At 65.7% G+C, this 21,046-nt stretch carries 12 protein-coding genes; 6 read left to right on the top strand and 6 right to left on the bottom strand.

Annotated elements, in window-relative coordinates; all coding sequences use genetic code 11:
- Position 1: 1 nt before the first annotated feature.
- From rfbB to H146_RS0106600, 5 genes are read left to right on the top strand one after another with little or no spacing between them, the layout of a single operon-like run.
- On the top strand, positions 2-1,090 hold the full coding sequence (gene rfbB, locus H146_RS0106620; RefSeq protein WP_019951086.1) for a dTDP-glucose 4,6-dehydratase: 1,089 nt from the start codon (positions 2-4) through the stop codon (positions 1,088-1,090).
- Positions 1,091-1,125: 35 nt separating this feature from the next.
- On the top strand, positions 1,126-2,007 hold the full coding sequence (gene rfbA, locus H146_RS0106615) for a glucose-1-phosphate thymidylyltransferase RfbA (protein ID WP_019951085.1): 882 nt from the start codon (positions 1,126-1,128) through the stop codon (positions 2,005-2,007).
- A 1-nt stretch (position 2,008) separates the two neighbouring features.
- A complete protein-coding gene (gene rfbC / locus H146_RS0106610) occupies positions 2,009-2,560 on the top strand; it encodes a dTDP-4-dehydrorhamnose 3,5-epimerase (RefSeq protein WP_019951084.1) in 552 nt (183 codons plus the stop codon).
- 8 nt (positions 2,561-2,568) lie between these two features.
- A complete protein-coding gene (rfbD, locus tag H146_RS0106605; RefSeq protein WP_019951083.1) occupies positions 2,569-3,477 on the top strand; it encodes a dTDP-4-dehydrorhamnose reductase in 909 nt (302 codons plus the stop codon).
- A 34-nt stretch (positions 3,478-3,511) separates the two neighbouring features.
- A complete protein-coding gene (locus tag H146_RS0106600) occupies positions 3,512-3,811 on the top strand; it encodes a hypothetical protein (RefSeq protein WP_033195522.1) in 300 nt (99 codons plus the stop codon).
- 37 nt (positions 3,812-3,848) lie between these two features.
- On the opposite strand, the gene H146_RS0106595 is transcribed toward H146_RS0106600, so the two are convergent.
- The 6 genes from H146_RS0106595 to H146_RS0106570 are packed head-to-tail and all read right to left on the bottom strand — an operon-like array spanning position 3,849 to position 18,268.
- Positions 3,849-5,141, bottom strand: coding sequence for an aminotransferase class I/II-fold pyridoxal phosphate-dependent enzyme (locus H146_RS0106595; RefSeq protein WP_019951081.1), 1,293 nt, complete (start codon positions 5,139-5,141; stop codon positions 3,849-3,851).
- Positions 5,138-12,625, bottom strand: a complete 7,488-nt coding sequence (locus H146_RS18685) for a type I polyketide synthase (RefSeq protein WP_019951080.1) — start codon at positions 12,623-12,625, stop codon at positions 5,138-5,140. Before H146_RS18685 ends, H146_RS0106595 begins: the two co-directional genes overlap by 4 nt.
- Complete coding sequence (locus tag H146_RS18680) at positions 12,626-14,233, bottom strand: LTA synthase family protein (RefSeq protein WP_019951079.1); 1,608 nt, start codon at positions 14,231-14,233, stop codon at positions 12,626-12,628.
- Complete coding sequence (locus tag H146_RS0106580; protein ID WP_026351793.1) at positions 14,230-15,018, bottom strand: SDR family NAD(P)-dependent oxidoreductase; 789 nt, start codon at positions 15,016-15,018, stop codon at positions 14,230-14,232. Before H146_RS0106580 ends, H146_RS18680 begins: the two co-directional genes overlap by 4 nt.
- Entirely contained in the window at positions 14,982-16,244 is a 1,263-nt protein-coding gene (locus H146_RS18675) for a capsule biosynthesis protein (protein WP_019951077.1), read from the bottom strand. The genes H146_RS0106580 and H146_RS18675 overlap by 37 nt, the downstream gene beginning before the upstream one ends.
- Positions 16,244-18,268 carry a capsular polysaccharide biosynthesis protein gene (locus H146_RS0106570; RefSeq protein WP_026351792.1) on the bottom strand — a complete coding sequence of 675 codons (2,025 nt, stop codon included), beginning with the start codon at positions 18,266-18,268 and terminating at the stop codon, positions 16,244-16,246. The genes H146_RS18675 and H146_RS0106570 overlap by 1 nt, the downstream gene beginning before the upstream one ends.
- Before the next feature lie 536 nt (positions 18,269-18,804).
- On the opposite strand from H146_RS0106570, the gene H146_RS0106565 reads away from it, so the two are divergent.
- Positions 18,805-20,955 (top strand): TonB-dependent siderophore receptor, encoded by a 2,151-nt coding sequence (locus H146_RS0106565; protein ID WP_019951075.1) that lies wholly within the window; start codon positions 18,805-18,807, stop codon positions 20,953-20,955.
- The last annotated feature ends 91 nt before the right edge of the window (positions 20,956-21,046 follow it).

The raw sequence follows: 21,046 nt of genomic DNA, 5'->3' as shown, positions 1-21,046 counted from the left end.
GATGAAAATTCTTGTAACCGGCGGTGCCGGCTTTATCGGTTCGGCGGTCATTCGCTATCTGATCAATGAGACCGAACACAGCGTGGTCAACGTCGACAAGCTGACCTACGCCGGCAACCTGGCCTCATTGGGTCAGTCGGCCGAGAGCCCGCGCTACGCCTTCGAGCGGCTCGATATCGCCGATGCCGATGGCCTCAATGCGACTTTCGAGCGCCATCGGCCCGATGCGGTCATGCATCTGGCCGCGGAGAGCCACGTGGACCGCTCGATTCACGGCCCCGCCGATTTCATTCATACCAACCTGGTCGGCACCGGCGTGCTGCTGGAGGCGGCGCGGCGCTACTTCGAGGCGCTGCCCGCCGCGCGCCGCGCGGCGTTTCGCTTCCATCATGTGTCCACCGATGAGGTCTACGGCGATCTCGACGGCCCCGAGGGGCTTTTCACCGAAGAGACCCCCTATGCGCCCAGCTCGCCCTATTCGGCCAGCAAGGCGGGCTCCGACCACCTGGTGCGCGCCTGGCACCGCACCTATGGGCTGCCGGTGCTGGTCACCAACTGCTCCAATAATTACGGCCCCTTCCATTTCCCCGAAAAGCTGATCCCGCTGATCATCCTCAACGCCCGCGCCGGCCGGCCATTGCCGGTATATGGCGACGGTGGCCAGGTGCGCGACTGGCTCTATGTGGAGGACCATGCCCGGGCGCTGGTGCGCGTGCTGGAAGCCGGCGAGGTGGGGGAGACCTATAACATCGGCGGCCACAACGAGCACCGTAATCTCGAGGTGGTCGAGCGCATCTGCGCGCTGCTGGAGGAGTTGGCGCCCACTCACCCCGAGGGCGTGGCGCGCTACGCTGACCTGATCACCTACGTCACCGACCGGCCCGGCCATGACAGACGCTACGCCATCGACGCGGAAAAGATCGAGCGTGAGCTGGGCTGGCGCCCGCAGGAGTCCTTCGACTCCGGCCTGCGCAAAACGGTTGCCTGGTATCTAAACAACGACGACTGGATTGCCGGTGTGACCAGCGGCGCCTACCGCGAATGGACCGAGCGCCAATATGGGGCGCCGCCGGGCAGCGGTACACCATAAGGGCAGCAGGCATCCAAAAGGACGGATCTTCCGATATGAAACGAAAAGGCATTATTCTGGCCGGCGGCTCCGGCACCCGGCTGCATCCGGTAACCCTGGCAACCTCCAAGCAGCTGCTGCCGGTGTATGACAAGCCGATGATCTACTATCCGCTCTCCACCCTGATGCTGGCGGGCATTGACGAGATTCTGATTATCTCCACCCCCCGCGACACGCCGCGCTTCGAGGAGCTGCTGGGCGACGGCCGCCAGTGGGGCATTCGCATCGAGTACGCCGTGCAGCCCTCGCCTGATGGTCTGGCGCAGGCGTTCATTATTGCCGAGGATTTCCTCGCCGGCGCGCCGAGCTGCCTGGTGCTGGGCGACAACGTTTTTTACGGCCACGACTTCCAGCCGCTGCTGGAGCGCGCCATGGCGCAGGAAAGCGGTGCCAGCGTGTTCGCCTATCATGTTAACGATCCGGAGCGCTACGGCGTGGTCGATTTCGATGAGAACGGCCGCGCTACGTCGCTGGAAGAGAAACCGGCGGTGCCGAAATCGTCCTATGCGGTCACCGGGCTCTACTTCTACGACAGCGACGTGGTCGAGATGGCGAAAAATCTCGAACCCTCCGACCGCGGCGAGCTGGAGATCACCGACATCAACCGGCTCTATATGGCGCGCGGCGATCTGCAGGTCGAGATGATGGGGCGCGGCTTTGCCTGGCTGGATACCGGCACCCACGATTCGCTGCTGGAGGCCTCGCACTTCGTCGCCACCCTCGAACATCGCCAGGGGCTCAAGCTCTGCTGCCCGGAAGAGATCGCCTGGCGCCGGGGCTGGATCGATACCGAGGCGCTGCTGGCGCTCGCCGCGCCGCTGGCCAAGAGCGGCTACGGCCGGTATCTGCAACAAACCGTCAAGGCGGAGCGACGCTGATATGCAGGCTATCGAGACCGAACTGCCGGAAGTCGTGATTCTGGCGCCGAAGGTGTTCGGCGACGAGCGCGGCTTTTTCATGGAGAGCTTCAACCGCCGCGCCTTCGAGGCGGCCACCGGCTGTCGGCGCGAGTTCGTGCAGGACAACCACTCGCGCTCGCGCGGTGGCGTGCTGCGCGGCATTCACTACCAGCTGGAACAGACCCAGGGCAAGCTGGTGCGGGTGACCCACGGCCGGGTGTTCGACGTGGCGGTCGATCTGCGCCGCGCCTCGCCCCGTTTCGGGCAGTGGACCGGAGTCGAGCTTAGCGGCGACAACCACCGCCAGCTGTGGGTACCGGAAGGCTTCGGCCACGCCTTTCTGGTGCTCTCCGAGCAGGCCGATTTTCTCTACAAGGCGACCGATTTCTATCATCCCGCCTCGGAGCGCTCGATTCGCTTTGACGACCCGCAGATCGGCATTGTATGGCCCGAGGCGCAGGCCGCTGAGATGGCCCTTTCCGACAAGGATCGCGCCGCACCGCTGCTGGCCGATGCCGAGGTATTCGAATGAGCAATGGCATGGAAACCGGTGAACCTCTCGACTATCTGATTCTGGGCGCCAACGGCCAGGTGGGGCGCGAGCTGAGCCGGGCACTGCAGCCCTTCGGCCACGGCCGCGCGCTGGGCCGCGCCGAGTGCGACCTGGCACACCCCGGGGCAGTGGCCGAGACGGTGCACCGGCTGAAGCCGAAGGTGGTGGTCAATGCCGCCGCCTGGACGGCGGTGGACCGCGCCGAAGAGGAGCCCGACCGGGCGCACCGCCTCAACGCCGGCGCGGTGGCGGAGCTGGCCGGCGCCTGTGCCGAAAGCGGCGCCGCACTGGTGCACTACTCGACCGATTACGTGTTCGAGGGCAGCGGCGAGACGCCGCACGGCATCGACGCGCCGCTGGCGCCGCGCTCGGTGTATGGCCGTACCAAGCTGGAGGGTGAGCGGGCGATCGCCGCCGCCGCTGCCAAAGCGATGGTGCTGCGCACCAGCTGGGTATACGCCGCCCATGGCCACAACTTCGTGCGCACCATGCTGCGGGTCGGGCGCGAGCGCGATCAGCTGAAGGTGATCGATGACCAGATCGGTGCGCCTACCTGGGCGGCCACCATCGCCGACACCACGGCGCTGGCACTGCACGACTGGCGCCGCAGCGGCTGGGCCGACGACCGCGCCGGTAGCTGGCACCTGACTGCCGCCGGCGCGGTAAGCTGGCACGGCTTTGCGGTAGCGATTTTCGAGGAAGCGGTGGCGCTCGGGATCATGGGCGCCGACGAGGTGCCGCAGGTGGTCGCGATTCCTTCCAGCGAATACCCGCAGCCGGCGCCGCGTCCGGCCAATTCGCGGCTGGATATCGCGCCGCTGGAGCAGCGTTTCGAACTTCGCATGCCGCACTGGCGCGATGCGCTGCGCCAGTGTCTGCGCTCGATCGCTTCCTGAGGTGCCTTCAACGAGGAAAGCGGCGTTGCTTCAGATGTTCAACGGCTCCCATCTGGAGCACCTGATTATCGGTATCGGTATTCAGCTTGTAATGTGGCCCTTCTTCGGCCGCTGGGCCGGGGGCGCCATTGTTGTGGCGCTTTTTCTGGGCCGCGAGATTGCCCAGCACGAGTACCGGGGCGGTGGCGGCAACGCCGTTGCCTGGTACTACGGGGTGGTGTACCACTGGTCGGTGGATTCCGTGCTGGATGTGCTGGTGCCACTGACGGGATGCCTGGTGGTGGCAATAGCGGTGTCGGCAATCGGCGCGTTGCGCCGTCAACGAAACGGCTGAGCAAAAGCGCTTTTTTCGTGAAGTTGCCGGCGTGCGGTCACAGCACTCTGTCCAACGCCTCCAGGGTTGTATCGATCTGCGCTTCGGTGTGCTCGCAGGAGAAGAAAAACCGCAGCCGCGCACTTTTCTCCGGCACAGCGGGGTGCAGAATCGGCTGTACGTTGATGCCCGCCTCCAGCAGCCGTGCAGAGGCGCGCGCCGCCTTGGCCGAGCTGCCCACAATGACCGGCACGATGGCGGCACCGATGCTGTCGCCGGTATTCCACCCCTTGGCACGGGCGCGCTCGGCGAAGTAGCGCGAGATATGATGCAGCCGCGTGACGCGCTCCGGCTCCGCCCGCATGATCTGTAGCGCCGCCAGCGAGGGCGCGGCCACCTGCGCCGGCATGCCCACGCTGTACAGAAAGCCCGGCGCGAAGTAGCGCAGCGTGTCCACCAGCGCCCGGCAGCCGGTGATGTAGCCACCACAGCCGGCCAGGGATTTGCTGAGGGTGCCCATCCAGATATCCACGTCCTGCGTGGCCACCCCGCTCATTTCGCCGATACCCCGCCCGCTTTCGCCCAGCACGCCGAAGGAGTGGGCTTCATCGACCATCAGCCAGCTGCTGTAGCGCTGTTTGAGGGCGACGAAGCGTTCCAGTGCCGGTGCATCGCCATCCATGCTGTAGAGCCCCTCGATAACGATCAGGACGCGCTCGAACTGGCCGCGATGGCGTTCGAGCAGCGCTTCGAGCGCCTGCGGGTCGTTGTGGGTGAAGCTCATGCGCCGGGCGCCGGAGAGCTGCGCGCCCACCAGGGTGCTGTTGTGGATGTACTCGTCGTGAAGAATCAGGTCTCGCGGGCCGAGCAGGTAGCCGATGGTGGAGACGTTGGTGGCGTGGCCGCTGACAAAAACGAGCGCCGCTTCGCTGGCGTAACACTCGGCGATGGCGCTCTCCAGCGCCTGATGTATCGGGCGCTCACCGGAAACCGGGCGGCTGGCGGATACCGAGCTGCCGTAGCGTTCAAGGGCCTCGATACCGGCACGGATCACCTGCGGGTGGTGTACCAGCCCCAGATAGTTGTAGCTGGCAAAGTTGATGCATTCACGGCCATCGATCACCGTGGTGGCGCCACCGCTGCTTTCATGCACCCTGAAGAAGGGGTCGTCGATCCCCAGCCGTTCGCCGCTGCTGCGCATCATCTGCAGCTGCTGGTAGCCGGGCTGCAGGTCGAAGCGCGTGAAGCGTTCGCTGACGCGCGGCGCTGCCTCGGCGCCGGCAGCGGGTGTTTCACTGTCGCGGCGGTTGCGCGCCCGATCGAGTAGTCGCTGTTTGAGGCTGTTGCTCAAGGCGTGCCCTCCTCGCCGTGTCGAGCGTTTGCAGGCGTCTGTTCGGTGGTGTCGGCGTCGGTGGCGTTGATCTCTTCATCCACGCCGTGTCGCGAGGCCAGCGTCGCCAGTGCCTGCGCCTGCTGATCGGCTTCGCTTATATCGTCCTCTTCGCCCAGCCGCGCCAGCAGATAGTCGGCCAGCCCGGTCAGGGTGGCGGTATCGTTGAGCACCATTACCGGTACCTGAATGCCGAGCCGGCTCTCCAGCGCGGTCACCAGTTCAACGCCCATCAGCGAGTCGAAGCCCATGTCGCTGACCGGGCGTTCGATATCCACGCTGCCGGCTTCCAGCATCAGTATACCGGCCAGTTCATGGCGCAGTACTTCCAGCAACAGCTCGCGCTGTTCCGCTTCGGGCAGAGTAATCAGACGCTGGCGCAGGTCGTCATCGTCGCCTTCCGCGGCGGCATCGTCGGCCGTACGCGCCAGGTCAAGGTAGCGCGGTGCGCCGGCACCGGGCAGAAAGCGGGCAATGGCCGGCCAGTCGAGCGCCATGACGCCGTACTGTCCGGCGTTGCATATCAACAGGCGCTCCAGTACGCCCATCACTTCGGCGGCGGTCAGCGTTCGCCCGCCCAGGCGCTGGGTCAGGCTGTCGCGGGTCTGGGTATGGCGCGCCAGAAAACCGACGTCCTCGATGGGTCCCCAGCCGATACAGGTCGCCGGCTGGCCGCGCTGGCGACGTGCCGTGGCCAGCCCCTCGAGCCAGTGGTTGGCGGCCACGTAGCTGGCCTGGCCGGGGTTGCCGAACAGCGTGGTGGCGGAGGAGAACAGCACGAAGTAGTCGAGCGGGTCCTCGGCGGTGAGGGCATCGAGATGGCGCGCGCCCTCCAGCTTGGCGGTCATGCCCTGCTCGATGCGCTGATCGTCCAGTGAGCGAATCAGGCCGTCGTCGATCACGGCGGCGGCATGAAACACGCCGCGCAGCGGGAAGCCGCTGGCGCGCTGGCGCGCGAGCACCTTGCCGAGTGCGTCGCGGTCGCTGATATCGCAGGCCTCGACCCGGACATCCACGCCGGCTTCGACCAGCGCGGCCACGCCTTCGCGAGCTTCGTCACGGCTGGCACCGCTGCGGCCGACAAGCACAAGCCGCCGGGCACCGCGCGAGGCGAGCCAGCGGGCGGTGGCCAGCCCCAGTCCGCTCAGGCCGCCGGTCACCAGCCAGGCAGCGCGGCTGTCCAGCTGCAGCGGTGCTAGCTGCCGAGCGGGCGGCGTCGCGGGTTGGGGCGGGCGCGGATAGGTCACCACGATCTTGCCGATCTGGCGTGCCTGCTGCATGTAGCGGAAGGCGTCCACGACCCGTTCGGCGGGGAAGGCGGTCCACGGCAGCGGTGTCAGTTCGCCCTGTTCGAAAAGCGCCATCATGTCGGTGAACAGGGTCTGCGTCAGCGCCGGGTTGAGCTTCATCAGCTGGTCGGAGTCGATGCCGAAGTAGCTCAGGTTGTTGCGGAAAGGGCGCAGGCCGATGTGGGTGTTGTCGTAGAAGTCGCGCTTGCCCAGCTCGAGAAAACGCCCGAAGGGCTCGAGCACGCGCAGGTTCTGGTTGATCGCCTCGCCGGCCAGCGAGTTGAGCACCACATCCACACCGCGGCCATCCGGGGTTTCGGCCAGAATCTCTTCGGCGAAGGTGAGCGCCCGGGAGTTGTAGATGCGCTCGATACCCAGCAGGCGCAGGGTGTCGCGCTTTTCGTCGCTGCCGGCGGTGGCGTAGATTTCGGCGCCCAGCCAGCGACCGATCTGGATGGCGGCCAGGCCGACGCCACCGGCAGCGCCGTGAATCAGCAGCCGCTCACCGGGCTGCAGGCGCGCCAGGTGTTTGAGTGCGTAGTACACCGTAAAGAAGGTGGTCGGCAGGGTGGCGGCAGCGGCGGCGCTGATGCCGCCGGGCACCGGCGCCAGGCTGTGCTCGCTGGCGATCAGCCTTGTGCTGAAGCTGGCGGGGCCAAAGCCGACCACGGCGTCGCCCGGGTTGTAGGCGGTGACCCCGGGGCCGACGGCCGCCACGCGGCCGGCAAATTCGAGCCCCAGGCTGGGCCCGGCAAAGCCCTCCTCGACGGCCTCGTCGGAGAGCATGCCGAGGGCGTACATGACATCGCGGAAGTTGAGGCCGGTGGCCTCGACGTCTATCGCCAGCTCGCCGGCAGCGGGTTCGGCCAGCTCGTGGGGTTGCCATTGCAGGTGGCGCAACTGGCCCGGTAGCTCGAACCCCAGGGTTAGCGCCTGACGGGCGCTAACCCTGGGGTTCGGCGGCTGCGGCGCGAGGTGCGCGGCAATACGCGGTACGAAGCGCTGCCCGGCGCTGTCCAGCACGATCTCGGTTTCGCTGTCGGGGGCTGTCAGCTCCTGCACCAGGGCGTCGAGCAGGCTGTCGTCGTCGCGCTGCTGCAGCGGCAGGTCCAGCAGGCGCACCGGGCGCTGCCCGGCTTCGTTTTGCAGTGTGCGACCAAAGCCCCAGAGCGCGGCATCCTCGGCGACTTCGCCTGCCGGAGCGCTGAAGCCTGAAGGGGGGCTGTCCAGCGTGGCCGCCACGCCGCGGGTCAGCAGCCAGAGTTCGCCTTCGCGGGCGTCGCCGTCGAGGGCGTTCAGCCAGTGCGCCGCCAGCTGGCAGCGAAGGGTAGGCCGTTCGCCCATGCCGCGCAGGTCAATGATGCGGTTGGCGTGCGGGGCATGGGCCAGCAGGGTGCCGATAGCGTCGTCCATGCAGACGACAGCGCGCTCGCCATGGGCTTCAAGGCGCGTGGCGATAGCATCGGCCAGCGGGTTGCGCAGCGCATCGCTGACCAGCAGCCAGCTCGACGCCACGGCATCCGCTTTTCCGGGCGCGGCGTGAGAAGGACGCTGCGGCGCGCGGGCGGTCAGCAGTTCGATACCGCTGGCGGCGTCTTCCAGGCCATGAGACGACACGTCACGGTAGTGAAGGTCGCTCAAAACGCGCGACAGCTGGGGCCGGGTAGCGGGGCGCTCGCCGGGGGCGCAGTGTTGCAGGGCCAACTGCTGCCAGTCCGCCTCGCCGGGGCCGACGCGCAGTATCAGAGCATTCGGTGCCAGTTGGTCAGCCAGGCTGGCCAGCAGGGTTTGCAGGCGTTCTATCGGCAGGTCGGACGACAGCAGCACCAGCGAGACGTCAAGGCCGGCAGGTGGCAGGCTGTCGGCGTCATGCAGGGTCAGCCGCTGCCCGCTTTCGACCATCGCCTCGCCGCTGGTGCGTGCCTCGTCGCCCATGGCGGCCAGGTGGTACTCGAGCCGCTCGGCGTGGCCGCCGATATTCAGGCGCGGCAGCCACTGCGGCCGCAGGCGACTGACCTCCAGCACGCGGAGGCGCGCGCCGGCGGGGAGTTCGTTCAGCAACGCGTCGAGCTGTTGCACCAGGGCGTCGGCCAGCGCCTGCCAGCCGCTGTCACCGGGGGCGGCCTGCAGCAGGGCGGCGTCCGTGGCGCCGACAGGCTGTGCCTCTTCATTGTGCGGCCGCCCCAGGCGGTAGCCCGCACGCCCCAGCGGCAGAATCAGTTCGGCGGCGTCCGGGTAGTCGTTGAGCAGCAGGCGCCAGATTTCCGCACCACCGGCTTCCGCTGGCTGCAGGCTGGCCCGGGCTTCGAGCTGGTGCTCGTCGAGCAGGCCCAGCTGCCTGGCCAGGCCGGTGGCGCGGCTCTCTTCACCGGCCCGGGCGGCATCCGTCGATTGGCTGTTGACCGCCTCGAGGGTAAAGGCTTCTGTCATGGCATCCAGCAGCGGCGCGATCTCTCCTGCATAGCGGCTTCCGGTCGCCTGCCGGAAGGCGTTGCCCAGGGTATCGCTCAGCGTGGTGCTATCGAGCATGCGGCCCGGCGCATGGCGTGGTGACGCCACCAGCCGGTGGGCCAGGTAGTCGAGCGGCTGCTGTGCCTGGTGGCGCAGTCGCACCGCGCGAAACCTGGCGGCCTGCACCACGGCAACGGCTCGGCCCTCGGCGTCGAAGAGTTCGATATCGGCGCACAGTGAATGAGGGGCGCGGCTTGTCAGTTTGATCCGCGCCAGTACGGGCGGCGCGTCCTGAAGACGCAGCTGAAGCCGCTCCAGGCGCACCGGTACGAAGGCCAGCGGGCTGGCGCTGCCGGAGGGCTCGCCGTGCTGTGACGAGTCGCCGGCAAGCAGGGGAATGAAGAGCTGGAAGGCGCTGTCGAGCAGGCCGGGGGCCAGCAGGCAGTGCGTCTGCCCGTTGCGCACGGTGGCGTCGCCATCGAGTTCGGCGATCACGGTGTCGTCGGCTTCGACCCAGCCTCGCGTTACGGCGGCGAAGGCGGGGCCGTAGTGCAGCCCGATAGCCGCGGCCCGGGCGAGATGGCTGTCATGGTCGAAGTCGGCGGGTCGCGGCGGGATGGCGGGAGCCTGACGCTCAAGTGACAGGCCCAGGCTCTGCTGCAGGATGCGCGCGCGCGCATTGAGGTGCCAGTCATCGGTGCTGGCGCTGTCGCGGCTGTGTATATCGACGGCGCCGTCCGCAGTGCGGATGTTCAGACGCACCTGCTTGCCGTGGGGCGCGTCGAGCAGCAGCGGTGAGCGTATCTCCAGCGCTTCGATATCGATCAGGGTCTGCTCGCGCCATGACAGCGCCGCCGCCAGCGTCAGTTCGGCAAAGCCGGCGCCCGGGAAGATGACGCTATCGCCGACGTTATGATCGGCAAGCCAGGGCAGGCGCTGCGTATCCAGCTGGCTCTCCCAGCAGCGCTCGTGGCCGGAGAGGCGATACCCCAGCAGCGGATGTTCGACATGGCGATCGATCCGCCCCATGGCGTTGCCGGTAGCGCGGTACCAGTAGTGTTCACGCTGCCAGGGGTAGTGCGGCAGATCGAGATGGCGAGCGGGGGCGGCAAGCCAGCGCTCGGCCGGCAGCTCAAGACCGCTGAGCCAGCATTCGGCAATGGTCTTTTCGACAGCGCTGCGCTGCTGGGCGTCGGCGGGTTCGCTGTCGCCGGGGCGCTTGAGTGTTTCAACGACCAGCCCGCTGCGCTGCTTTTCGCTCAGGGTGTCGGTGAGGTAGCGCCGCAGGATAGGGTGCGCGCCGATCTCGATGAAAAGGCGATGGCCCGCTTCCAGCAGGTGTTCGGTGGCGCCATGAAAGCGTACCGGCTGCCGGATGTTGTCCCACCAGTAGCCGGCATCCAGCTTTTCGCCGGCAATCGGCTCCCCGCTCACGGTCGAGATCATCGCGCAGGTGGCGGTCGCTGTCGGTTCAAGTTCGGCCAGGTCGCGCAGCAGCCCTTCGCGGATGGGGTCCATCATGGGGCTGTGGAAGGCGTAGTCGAGCGGCAGCAGGCGGGCGAAAACGCGCGCCTCGCTCAGTTCTGCCTCGAGAAGACGCAGCTGTTCGGTACAGCCGGCAAGGGTGACGCCAGCGGCGCTGTTGACGCCGGCCAGTACCACGCGGTCAAGGCGTGTATCGGCCAGCCGCTGACGCGCTTCTTGCTCGCCGAGTGCAGCGGCCATCATGCCGCCCTGGCCGCGCGTCAGCCCCTGATGATGGCTGCGAAAATAAATGACGCGCACGGCCTGTTCGAGGGTCAGTGCGCCGCTTGCCCAGGCAGCGGCGACCTCGCCGACGCTGTGGCCGGCAACTGCCGCCGGCATAATGCCCCGCGCCTCGAGCAGGCGGGTCAGGCCGACCTGAACGGCAAACAGCGTGGGCTGAGCGATCTCGGTTTGCGCCAGACGGTCGCCGTTGCTGCCTTCCAGCTCTTCACGTAGTGAGAAATCGCCATGGCGCGCGAAAAGCCTGTCGACGTCATCGATCGCCTCGGCGAACAGCGTCGAGCTTTCCAGCAGTGCCCGCCCCATGCAGTGCCACTGGCAGCCGTTGCCGGAATAGACGAAGACCGCTCCGGGCGGTTTTGCTGCCAGCCGTTCGCCGTACACCGGCAGGCCTTGTTCGCTATCGGCGGCGAGCGCCGTAAGCTGCTGGCGTGCCTGCTGGCGGTCATCGGCCCACAACAGCGCGCCGTAGCGCATGTGTTCGCGCCGGTACCAGAGGCTCGAGGCCAGTTCGGGCAGTGGCGTGTCGCGGCGCTCGAGATAGTCGGCAAGCCGGCCGGCCAGCGCGCGTAGCGCCTGCGGGTCGCGGGCTGTAAGGCGCAGAGGCACGGCGGCATCGGCAGATTCCTGCGGATGCGCCGGCGCCTCCTGTTCGGGTGCGGCGGGCGGGCTTTCCAGAATGACGTGGGCGTTGGCGCCGCCGAAGCCGAAGGAGTTGACGCCAACCACCAGCCGGCCCTGTTGGCGCAGCGGTTGTGGCGCGGTTACCACCCGAATGCCGTTCAGCTCGCTTTCAAGACGCGGATTGAGCGTTTTGATGCCGATAGTGGCAGGGATAGTGCGTTGGGCAATGACATGCAGCGCCTTGGCAATGCCGGCGACGCCGGAGGCGGTTTCCAGATGCCCCAGGTTGCTCTTGACCGAGCCGATCGGCAGTGGCGCCTTGCGTTGCCGGCCCAGCGCTTCACCGATGGCGCGCACCTCGATGGGGTCACCCACCGATGTGCCGGTGCCGTGCGCTTCCAGGTAGTCGATGTCGTCGGCGCTCAGCCCGGCACGGGCCAGCGTGTCGCTCATCAACTGGCGCTGCGCCTCGTGGTTGGGCACGGTCAGGCCCTGCTTGTGGCCATCGGTATTGGACCCGCTGGCGGCAACCACCGCCAGAATATGGTCACCGTCGGCACGTGCCTGTTCATACTCCTTGAGCATGAAAATGCCGGCGCCCTCGGAACGTACGTAGCCATCGCCATCGGCATCGAAGGCGCGACAGCGGCCGTTGGCCGACAGCATGCCGGCGCGGGAAAAGATGATGAAGCCGAAGGGGTGCAGGTGAAGGCTGACGCCCCCCGTCAGCGCCATATCAGTTTCCCCGCTGCGTATCGCCTGGCAGGCCTGGTGAAAGGCCACCATGGCTGACGAGCAGGCGGTATCCAGCGACAGGCTGGGGCCGCGCAGGTCGAACAGATAGGAGATGCGGTTGGAGGCGATACTGGAAGTGTTGCCGGTCGCGCTGGAGGTATCCAGCGCGGAAAGATCCTCTGAAAGCCGGTAGGCGTAGTCGAGGCTGGCGACGCCGAGGTAGACACCGCACTGGCTGCCCCTGAGCGTTTCCGGCGCAATACCGGCGTCTTCCATGGCCTCCCAGCTGAGTTCCAGCAGCAGGCGCTGCTGCGGGTCCATCTGCGCGGCTTCACGCGGAGAGATGCCGAAAAAGGGGGCATCGAAGCCGCTTATATCGCCCAGGCTGCCGGCGGCAAAGGTGACGCTGGTACCCGGATGCTGGCGGTCCGGGTGCTGAAAGACTTCGGGGTCCCAGCGGTCTTCGGCGACCTGCGTGACGAGGTCGCGCTCGGCCTGCAGGGCCGCGTCGAAGTCAGCCGCGCCGGCGGCACCGGGAAAACGATAGGAGGCACCGATAATGGCGATACGTCTTGTCATTTAGGGGGCCTCACCTGCAGAAGTCATTGTTTTGCAGCCACGAGCGGGCGTTGCGTTGCCGGCGCCGAGATGTTGCACCAGCTCGAACAGCCTGGGGCCAAGCCGGGTAATGTCGAGGGCGCGTGCCGTGCTGTCGTCCAGCGGCGTTGCAGCAGTGCTCCATAGCAGATAGCGGGTGGTACCGGATGGCTCATCAAGGGCGCTGTAAACGTGGTCCATGATGGGGATATGGTCGCCGTAAAAACAGAGTATGCCGTCACGAGCGCACGGCCGACCCTGTGCAGCCTGTGTGCCAAGTGTCCTGGCAAGCTGCATCAACATGCGGTCGGCATTGTGTAGGTGACGCAGATAAACATCCAGCTCGCGGCACCCGGCCGGAGCCGGCTCATGGTACCAGACTCCGGCGTCCTCCGGGGTTTTCTCCAGGTGCAGCGGGCCATGGTTCTCCATGGTGATGATCATCACCAGCAGCGGGCGATCATCGTCGCCGTTTCGTTGCTCATTCAGCAGTTCCCGCGCTCTTGCTGCCAGGGCGCTGTCGCCGATGTACTGACCGTCGCGCAGATGCGGCTCGAACGCCTCGATAGCGATGAACTCATCGAAGCCCATACGCGGAAAAACCCGGTCACGCAGATAGAAACTGGCGTGCCAGGGATGTATCGCCACGGTGCGGTAGCCGAGTGCGCGCAGCTGCCCCACCAGGTTGGGTACCGAGCGTCCTGCCAGCTGGTAATAGGGGTTGAAGCGGTGGCCGCCGAGCTGTTCCGGCGGCAGGGCGGTGAGAAAACCGCACTCGCTGCGCACCGTGTTGGCTCCGCGGGCGGGCACCGTCAGCGGGCCGTGGGCGACGGCGTTGCGACACAGCTCGTCGAAGTGGCTCAACACCTCGGGGCGGATATTGTGATACCAGTCGCGCGGGTCGAAAAAGGATTCGCTCTGCACGATCACGACATGAGGCAGCGCCGCGGCATCGACATCGGGCGGCGCCCGGCTGAAAAGCGGATGGCCGATATCGTCTGCCAGTGGCTGGCGTAAAAGACGCGCCTGGTGCCAGAGGCTGACGCTCAGGCCAAGCTCGTGCAGGTCATGCACCGGGTCGAGGGTGCAGGCGGGCAGGCGCTTCAGAGCGAAGGGAAGGGCCACAAGCGCAAGCGCTCCGGGTAACAGGGCGGTTGCCAGCGCGCCGGGGCCATGCGCCAGCAGCGAGGGTTCGAGGATAAAGCCGGCGGTGATCGCTGCCAGGCCGGCCAGGCTGGCAGCGATCGTCAGACCGATCCCGAAAAAGGGCAGATAGAGCCGCGGGTGACGAATGGCATCGAGGAAGTATTCGAAGTCCTGAAACAGAAAGGGCTCGCCCAGGGTGCGTGATTTGGTATTACTGATCTGAATGATCAAAAGCTGCAGCGAGGCGAGCACCACGGCTGCGAACCAGGGGCGCTGCAGCAGCACCGCCCAGAAGGAGAACTGCAGGCCCCAGCTGGCAATTTCGGCCACTCGTATGCTGCGCGCCCGCTGCCACAGGGGTTGGGGGCGCGGCCTCAAAAGCCACGACAGGGCAAGCGTGGTCGCCAGACTCACCAGCGCAGGCAGCCAGAGCGCAATGATCATTGCTCGGGCGCACCAAAGCCCAGCATTTGGACGAGCCGCTGAGAGACCGCTGCCGGCAGCACTGCCAGCCACCAGCAGCCGAAGTCGAGCGGAAAGGGAAAGCTGATTCTGGCTCGGTTGCCCTCGATGCCGCGGCGTATCCGCCGGGCGGCGCGCTGCGGCGTCCACAGAAAGGGTTTATGGCCGGGCATGGCATCGCACATGCGCGAGCTGACATAGCCCGGCATGACCACGCTGACCCCCACGCCGCGAGCGGCCAGCAGGCCGCGCATGGCCTCGCCGTAGGTCTTGATGGCGGCCTTGCTGGCACTATAGGACGGCGTAAGCGGCAGGCCGAACCAGCCGGCCAGCGAGCTCAGCAGTACGAACTGACCACTACCGCGCTCGATCATTGCCGCCGCCATACGATTGAGCATCGCCATGGGGGCGCGGATATTGAGATCTATAAGCCCGCTGGCCGCCTCCCAGTGCTCCATACCTTTTTCGGGGTCGGGGTGAATATTGACGCCGGCGGCGGCGATCACGATATCCGGCAGGTCTTCCTCGCAGAGCCGGTCCAGCCAGGCGAAAAGAGAGGCTTCATCGGTCAGCTTGTCGCTGTGGGTCATGACCTCGGCGCCTTTGGCGCGACACTCTTCCGCCAGCGCCTGCAGCGGAGCCTGCTGGCGGCCGTGAAGATGTAGCCTGATGCCCGCCGCTGCCCACTCGCGGGCCAGGGCGCCGCCAATGGCGCCGGTGGCGCCGGTAATCAGCAGACAGCGTGTAGGTTGTCGTGAGTCAGACATAAAAGCTGTTCCAGGTTGGAGCGCTCGGCTTCCAGCGATGGCACTGCATTGTGCACCGCGAGCTCGATGCCCTGGCGCGAGTAAAAGCCGCCGTTGAGCTGAACGCCATGGATGACGGTACGACGAAAGGCGTCCAGCAGATCCCTGTCGGGCGGTACCGGGTCTCGCCAGAAAGAGGCGAGATCGCCCTGATGGGTCAGGCCGGGCATGGCATAAAGCGCTTGCGCCAGTGCCACTACCGGACAGCCCCGTTCCAGCGCCACATGGCCGGCAGTGCTGTTGAGGGTGATCATGCCACGCGCGTGCCTGACCAGTTTCTCAAGGTTGCCGGTTTCAAGATAGATCAGCCGGTCATCCAGCCCGTAATGGTGGGCAATTCTTTCCACGTCGCTGGCATGCGGCGTCAGCCCCATGTCCAGTGGATGATTCTTGATCACCAGCCGCGTTTGTGACGTGGCGTGCTGGGCCATGGTCGCGGCGACGTGATCCATGAAGGCGTACATGTGATCAAAGCCTGAGTGGTGGCGTACCTGGGCGTCGCCGTTGAGCTGCAGCGGCATGATAAAAAAGGGCGCGCGGTTGGTCAGCAGCTTTTCGATGCGCTGCTGGTCGCGGCGCTTGTAGCCACGCAGGCGCGCAAAACGCGACAGATAGCCATAGTACTCACGAGGTGCCGCGAAGGGCGCATGGTTGTGATAGCCCGGGTGCAGCAGTGGATTGGCCGCGCCGGCGAGATGATAGGCGACATCGTGGAAAACGCGGTCGCGGAACGGGTTCTTGAAGCGCTGCGGTTTGGGCGTTTCCGGCAGCAGCTTCACGGCCTCGCGGTACCAGGCCGGGTCGGCGGGCAGCATTGAGTGGGCGTTGACCCCTTCGCGTTCCAGCGTCACCCAGTAGGGGCGTAGATAGCCCTCTTCGAACACATGGTTGTGGATGCCATGCCGGCGCGCCTGTTCCACAAGCGGGGCATGCATTGGCCGACAGTCGCCGAACAGCACCTGGTCGGTAATCTCGTAGCGCCGATAGAGGTCGAGGGCAAAAGCCACCAGGCCGTCAGTGCCACCGCGCCAGGCGTGCGCATTGCCCTCTCGCCAGTAGAGCCGGTCACCGGCGGTAAAATTGATCTTGACAACCCGGTGACCGCGCGCTTTAAGCGCTCGGGCCAGTTCATTGAAAAAGGGCGTACAGACCCCTTGCAGAAACAGGAAGGCACGTTTTGGGGTCATTAGCGCTTTCCTTCGGTGAGCTGTCGCCAGCGGCGCCACAGTCTGACCCGCAGCGAGAGATCGCAGACTCGTGCTTGCTGATGAATCAGGGTGATCGTGGTCTCGGCGTTACACAGCGCGCCGCTTTTCGGGTCGACATAGTGCGGATAAAGCATCAATACGGCAGCGATCAGTTCGTTGAGCGTCAATCGACGTTGACGCTGAGGGAATTCACGGGCGTCCTGCGTCAGCCCCCAGCCGGCATAAAAAGGTCCTCCCAGAGTATAGACGTCAAGGCCGCGCAGCAGCGCCTCGAAACCGGTCAGCGAGCTGATGGTGTGGACGGTATGGACGTGTTCCAGCAGCTCGGTAATGCTGACGCCGGTAACATCGAGATCGAAAAGGGAGCGCTCTGCGGCGCTGATACCGCCGTGGCGGGCACCGCTGACCACGTCGGGATGGGGCTTGTAGAGCAGGAAAGCGTCGGGATGCTGGTGTCGTGCCGCCTGCAAAAGCTCACGGTTGGTGCGAATACCGCGAGCGCTGCGGGTAATCGAGGCGTCGCTCTCGACCTGGCCCGGCACCAGCACGATGGTGCGATCCTGCGGCAGAGCGGGCAGTGATGATTCCGCCAGGTTGTACTTGGACATCTTCAACTGCACCAGGCTCTGGCGCAGTCGCGCGGCGCGCGCCAGCAGGTCAGCGCTGAAATCGGCCTGATTGAGTAGATGTTCGAGGTCGCTGGTGGTGTTGGGGTCGTAGTAGAGCCCACGGCTGTCGATGACCAGCGAAAGTGGCCGCACCAGGTCGGCCCCCAGCCCGGCGGAGCGAATGAAACCGTCCTCCATACGCCATAATGTTCTGCCATGGTCGCGACACCAGGCGGAGAGTTCGGCGCTCTCGCGATAACCCCACACCAGCACCCGCTCATCCTCGGCGGGCGTTTTCAGGTGGGTGCCGTCGGGCAGGTAGCGCACGCTGGCGCCGGGGCCCAGGAAGCGGTGCGCAAAACGGCGCTTCCAGCCCGACAGGCCATAGACCGCCCAGCGTCCGGCAAGCCGTTCGCTCTGGCGCTTCTGGTCAGCCAGCAGGTGAAGGGTCTCTTCGAAGGTGGTGGCCTGCCCGGTGAAGGGGTTGAAGTAGCGGCAATAGTGCAGGTAGGCGGCGGCAAAGAGCTGCGTCAGCGAGCGTGCGACACGCCGACGCGGCTGGGTCTGGCTGTCGTGCGTCAGGCCCCAGCCGGCATAGAACGGCATGCCGTGACAGTATACCTGGCGCCCGGCCATCAGCGCCTCGAAACCGAGCTGGCTGGTGACCACATGCACGGTTTCGACGCGATCCAGCAGCGCCCAGGGGTTGACCGCCTCGCCGATCAGGCGACAGCGCGCCGGCAGCGTCATTTCGCTGAGATAGCCCCGCTTGTGGCCGGCGGTTACATCCGGGTGCACCTTGATCAGCATCTCGGCTTCAGGATGCTGCGCCAGGGCAGTTTCGAGCATTGACCGAAAGCTGTCGGCGTCCGCCATGCCCAGGGTTATCGAAACGTCATCGCGGGTCTGGTCGACAAGCAGTACCGCGGGACGATCATCGCGCGGGGTGAACGGCAAACGGTCGGGGGCGTGGTTGTACTTGCTCAAGCGGTGCTGGCGAATGAGCGCCATGCCCTGCCGGGCGCGTGCCATGTCGGCTTCATCGAAGGCGCTTTCGCTAATCAGACGTTCCAGATCCGAAGGGCGCGTGGCGTCGTAATAAATACCGCTGTAGTCCACCGCCAGGCTATGCGGCTGCTCGTGTTCGCAGCCCAGCCCGAGCGAGCGAAGAAAGCCATCTTCAAGCGCCACGTAGGGCAGGCCGTGGCGTTTGGCGTAGGCGCGTGCGCGCTCGCTGCCGGGTTTGGCGCCCCATCCCAGCACGGCATCGACGCGCCGAGAGCGACCGTGGCCCAGAGCCACGATGCGCTGAAATTCCGGCAGGAGCGTCCTGACAGCACGCCAGCGCATTAATCCACGCGAGAAATAGCCTGCGGCACGGGGGCGAGACATCATCGAGTTATTCAGGTTTTCCGGGCGAGGGTACGGGGCCGACTTTTCCTGTGAATCGGTCGCGTGAATTTACTAGCCGGGGCTGATACTTACAATAGCGCGTAGTGTGGCCGTAGCGCGTCGTGTGACCGTGAGTGCCTGCTCAAGCTCTTTTGTTTACTCGAAAAGCTGCTGCCGCCAGCGGTTTTCGACGCTATCGGGCTCGATGGGGCCATATAGTGTTGCAAGGGTTTCGAACCAGGCCTCCTGCAGCGTGTCGTAGAGATACTGTTGAACCCGCCAGGGGCGCCCGCCGCCAGACCCTCCGGCAGCGAGTTTGCCGCCTTCAGCAGGCGGTGATAGACCTCCTTACGGACGTAGCATTCGTTGATGGCGCCGGGGATCTCCTGTTTGGCGTCAACACCGACGCCATGCCCCGTATCCGCACGGCCTCGTGTCGAGATTGCGCGGTGTCGGACATGTGCATTGAGCCTTTTAATAAAAATGATTATCATTCTGAATTCAATATCAGAAAAACCCGATAATCATTCGAGGCGTTCATGTCCTGCAAGGCTGCTATCACCCCGCCCGGCGCTCCGCGCGCGCCATACCGCCGCTGCGCGCTTGCGCTGGGTTCTCTTTTTTTGCTCTCCCCCGTGCCCGGCTGGGCGTCGCAAAGCGAACCGGCGGTCGAGCAGGCCGATACCGTTGTGGTTACCGATACCGCGCTGAAGGTGGCCGCGCCGGTGATCGAAACGCCGCGAGCGACGTCGCTCGTCGAACAGCAGGCGCTCGAAACGCGCGCCGTCAACAAGTTCGATGAGGCGCTGCAGTACCGTGCCGGCGTGGTGTCGCAGCCCTACGGCGCGGACAACAACACTGACTGGTTTTTCATTCGCGGCTTCAGCGCCGAGGATTCGCTCTATCTTGACGGCCTGCGGCTGTTTCGTACCGGCGGTTATTTCTGGTGGCTGACCGAGCCGTTCGGCCTCGAGCGCGTCGAGGTGCTGAAGGGGCCGGCGTCGATTCTCTACGGTGAGGCGCCCCCCGGCGGTATCATCAACGCCGTCAGCAAGCGCCCCGGCGACGAGACGCAGGGCGAGGTCGGCATCGAGGTGGGCAACAAGGACCATCGCCAGCTGAGTATCGACACCTCGGGCCCGGTCGAGGGGCGCGATGATATGCGCTACCGCATGGTGGGGCTCTACCGTGAGGGGGACGGCGAACTCAACGGCACCGAGACCGAGCGCTACTACTTCGCCCCCAGCCTCTCGGTGGACTTCAGCGAAGAGACCCGCGTGACCTTCCTGGCCAGTGCCATGAAGGATGAGGGCGTGCCCACCATCGGTTTCTTCCCCGCCTTTGGCACCGTCGAGGATACCCCTTTCGGCACCATCGACCGCGATACCAACCTCGGCCAGCCCGACTACGATCATCTCGATCAGCGCCAGTACACTCTGGGCTATGAGCTTGAGCACCAGCTCGATGAGGCCTGGTCGTTCGAGCAGAACTTTCGCTACAGTCGGCTGGAACTCGATCTGCGCCAGGTCTACCCCAACGCCTTTGTGACCCCGCCGCGCAGCATTTCCCGCGGGGTGGTCGACCGCGACGGCGACTACAACGCCTTTACCCTCGATAACCGACTGATCGCGCGTACCTTTACCGACCGCATCGAGAATACCCTGCTGCTCGGCGTGGGCTATCAGCATCTCGATCTCGAGTACGCCAATGCCGACAGCTTTCGTACCCTGGGCGACGGGTCGAGCTACTTCACCAGCATCGACAACGTCGATATCTTCGCTCCCGACCACGATAACTTCACACCGCCCGATACCGGCGATCCGACGCGCCATGATGTCGACCGCGACCAGGCCGGTTTCTACGCCCAGAACCAGCTGCGCCTCGATGACCGCTGGATATTTCTCGCCGGCTGGCGCTACGACACCGTCGACAGCAGCGACGATTTCAGCGACGCCACCGGCAGCGCCAGCCAGGGCTATGACGACAGCCAGATGTCCATCACCGGCGGGGTGATGTATCTCGCTGACAATGGCCTGTCGCCCTATCTGAGCTATAGCGAGTCGTTCACGCCGGTATCCGGCACCGGCCCGGACGGCGACAGCTACCGGCCGCTTAGCGGGCAGCAGTGGGAGGTCGGCGTCAAGTACACGCCGATGAACTTCGACGGCTATGTGACCCTGGCGGCGTTCGATATCACCGAGGACAACACCCTGATTTCGACCGGGGCGCCGGTGCAGGAGCAGGCCGGCGAGCGCCACTCCCGTGGTGTCGAGGTCGAGGCGGTGGGCTATCTGACCGACAGCCTGCAGCTGACCGCCGCCTATACCTACACCGATGCGCGTGCCGATATCAGCGATGGCCTGCAGGACGAGCGCGTGCCCTTCGTGCCCTACCATATGGCCTCGACGCGGCTCGACTACGCCTTCACAGGCGCGCTGGACGGTCTGTCGCTGGGCGGCGGCCTGCGCTATATGGGAGAAACCGTCAACAGTGCCAACGCCTCGACGCGCTATCGCATCTCGCCGACCACACTGGTCGATGCCATGGCCCGTTACGATTTCGCCGACAACTGGCGCGTGCAGCTCAATGCCCGCAATCTGACCGATGAGGATTACGTCAGCGGCTGCGATTTCTACTGCTACTACGGCGCGTCGCGCAGCCTGACCGGCAGTCTGAAATATCGCTGGTAGCCCCATCCTTGCCGCCCGCTGCGGGCGGCAATATCGCCACTGCCGGGTTTTTGCTATGTTGCCTGCACAGGCTCGTTTGAGCGGGCCACGC

This window comes from Kushneria aurantia DSM 21353 (assembly GCF_000382245.1).
Classification (GTDB): Bacteria; Pseudomonadota; Gammaproteobacteria; order Pseudomonadales; family Halomonadaceae; genus Kushneria; species Kushneria aurantia.
Note: the sequence above shows the minus strand (reverse complement) of the source record. Positions and strands in the feature narration are given on the sequence as shown.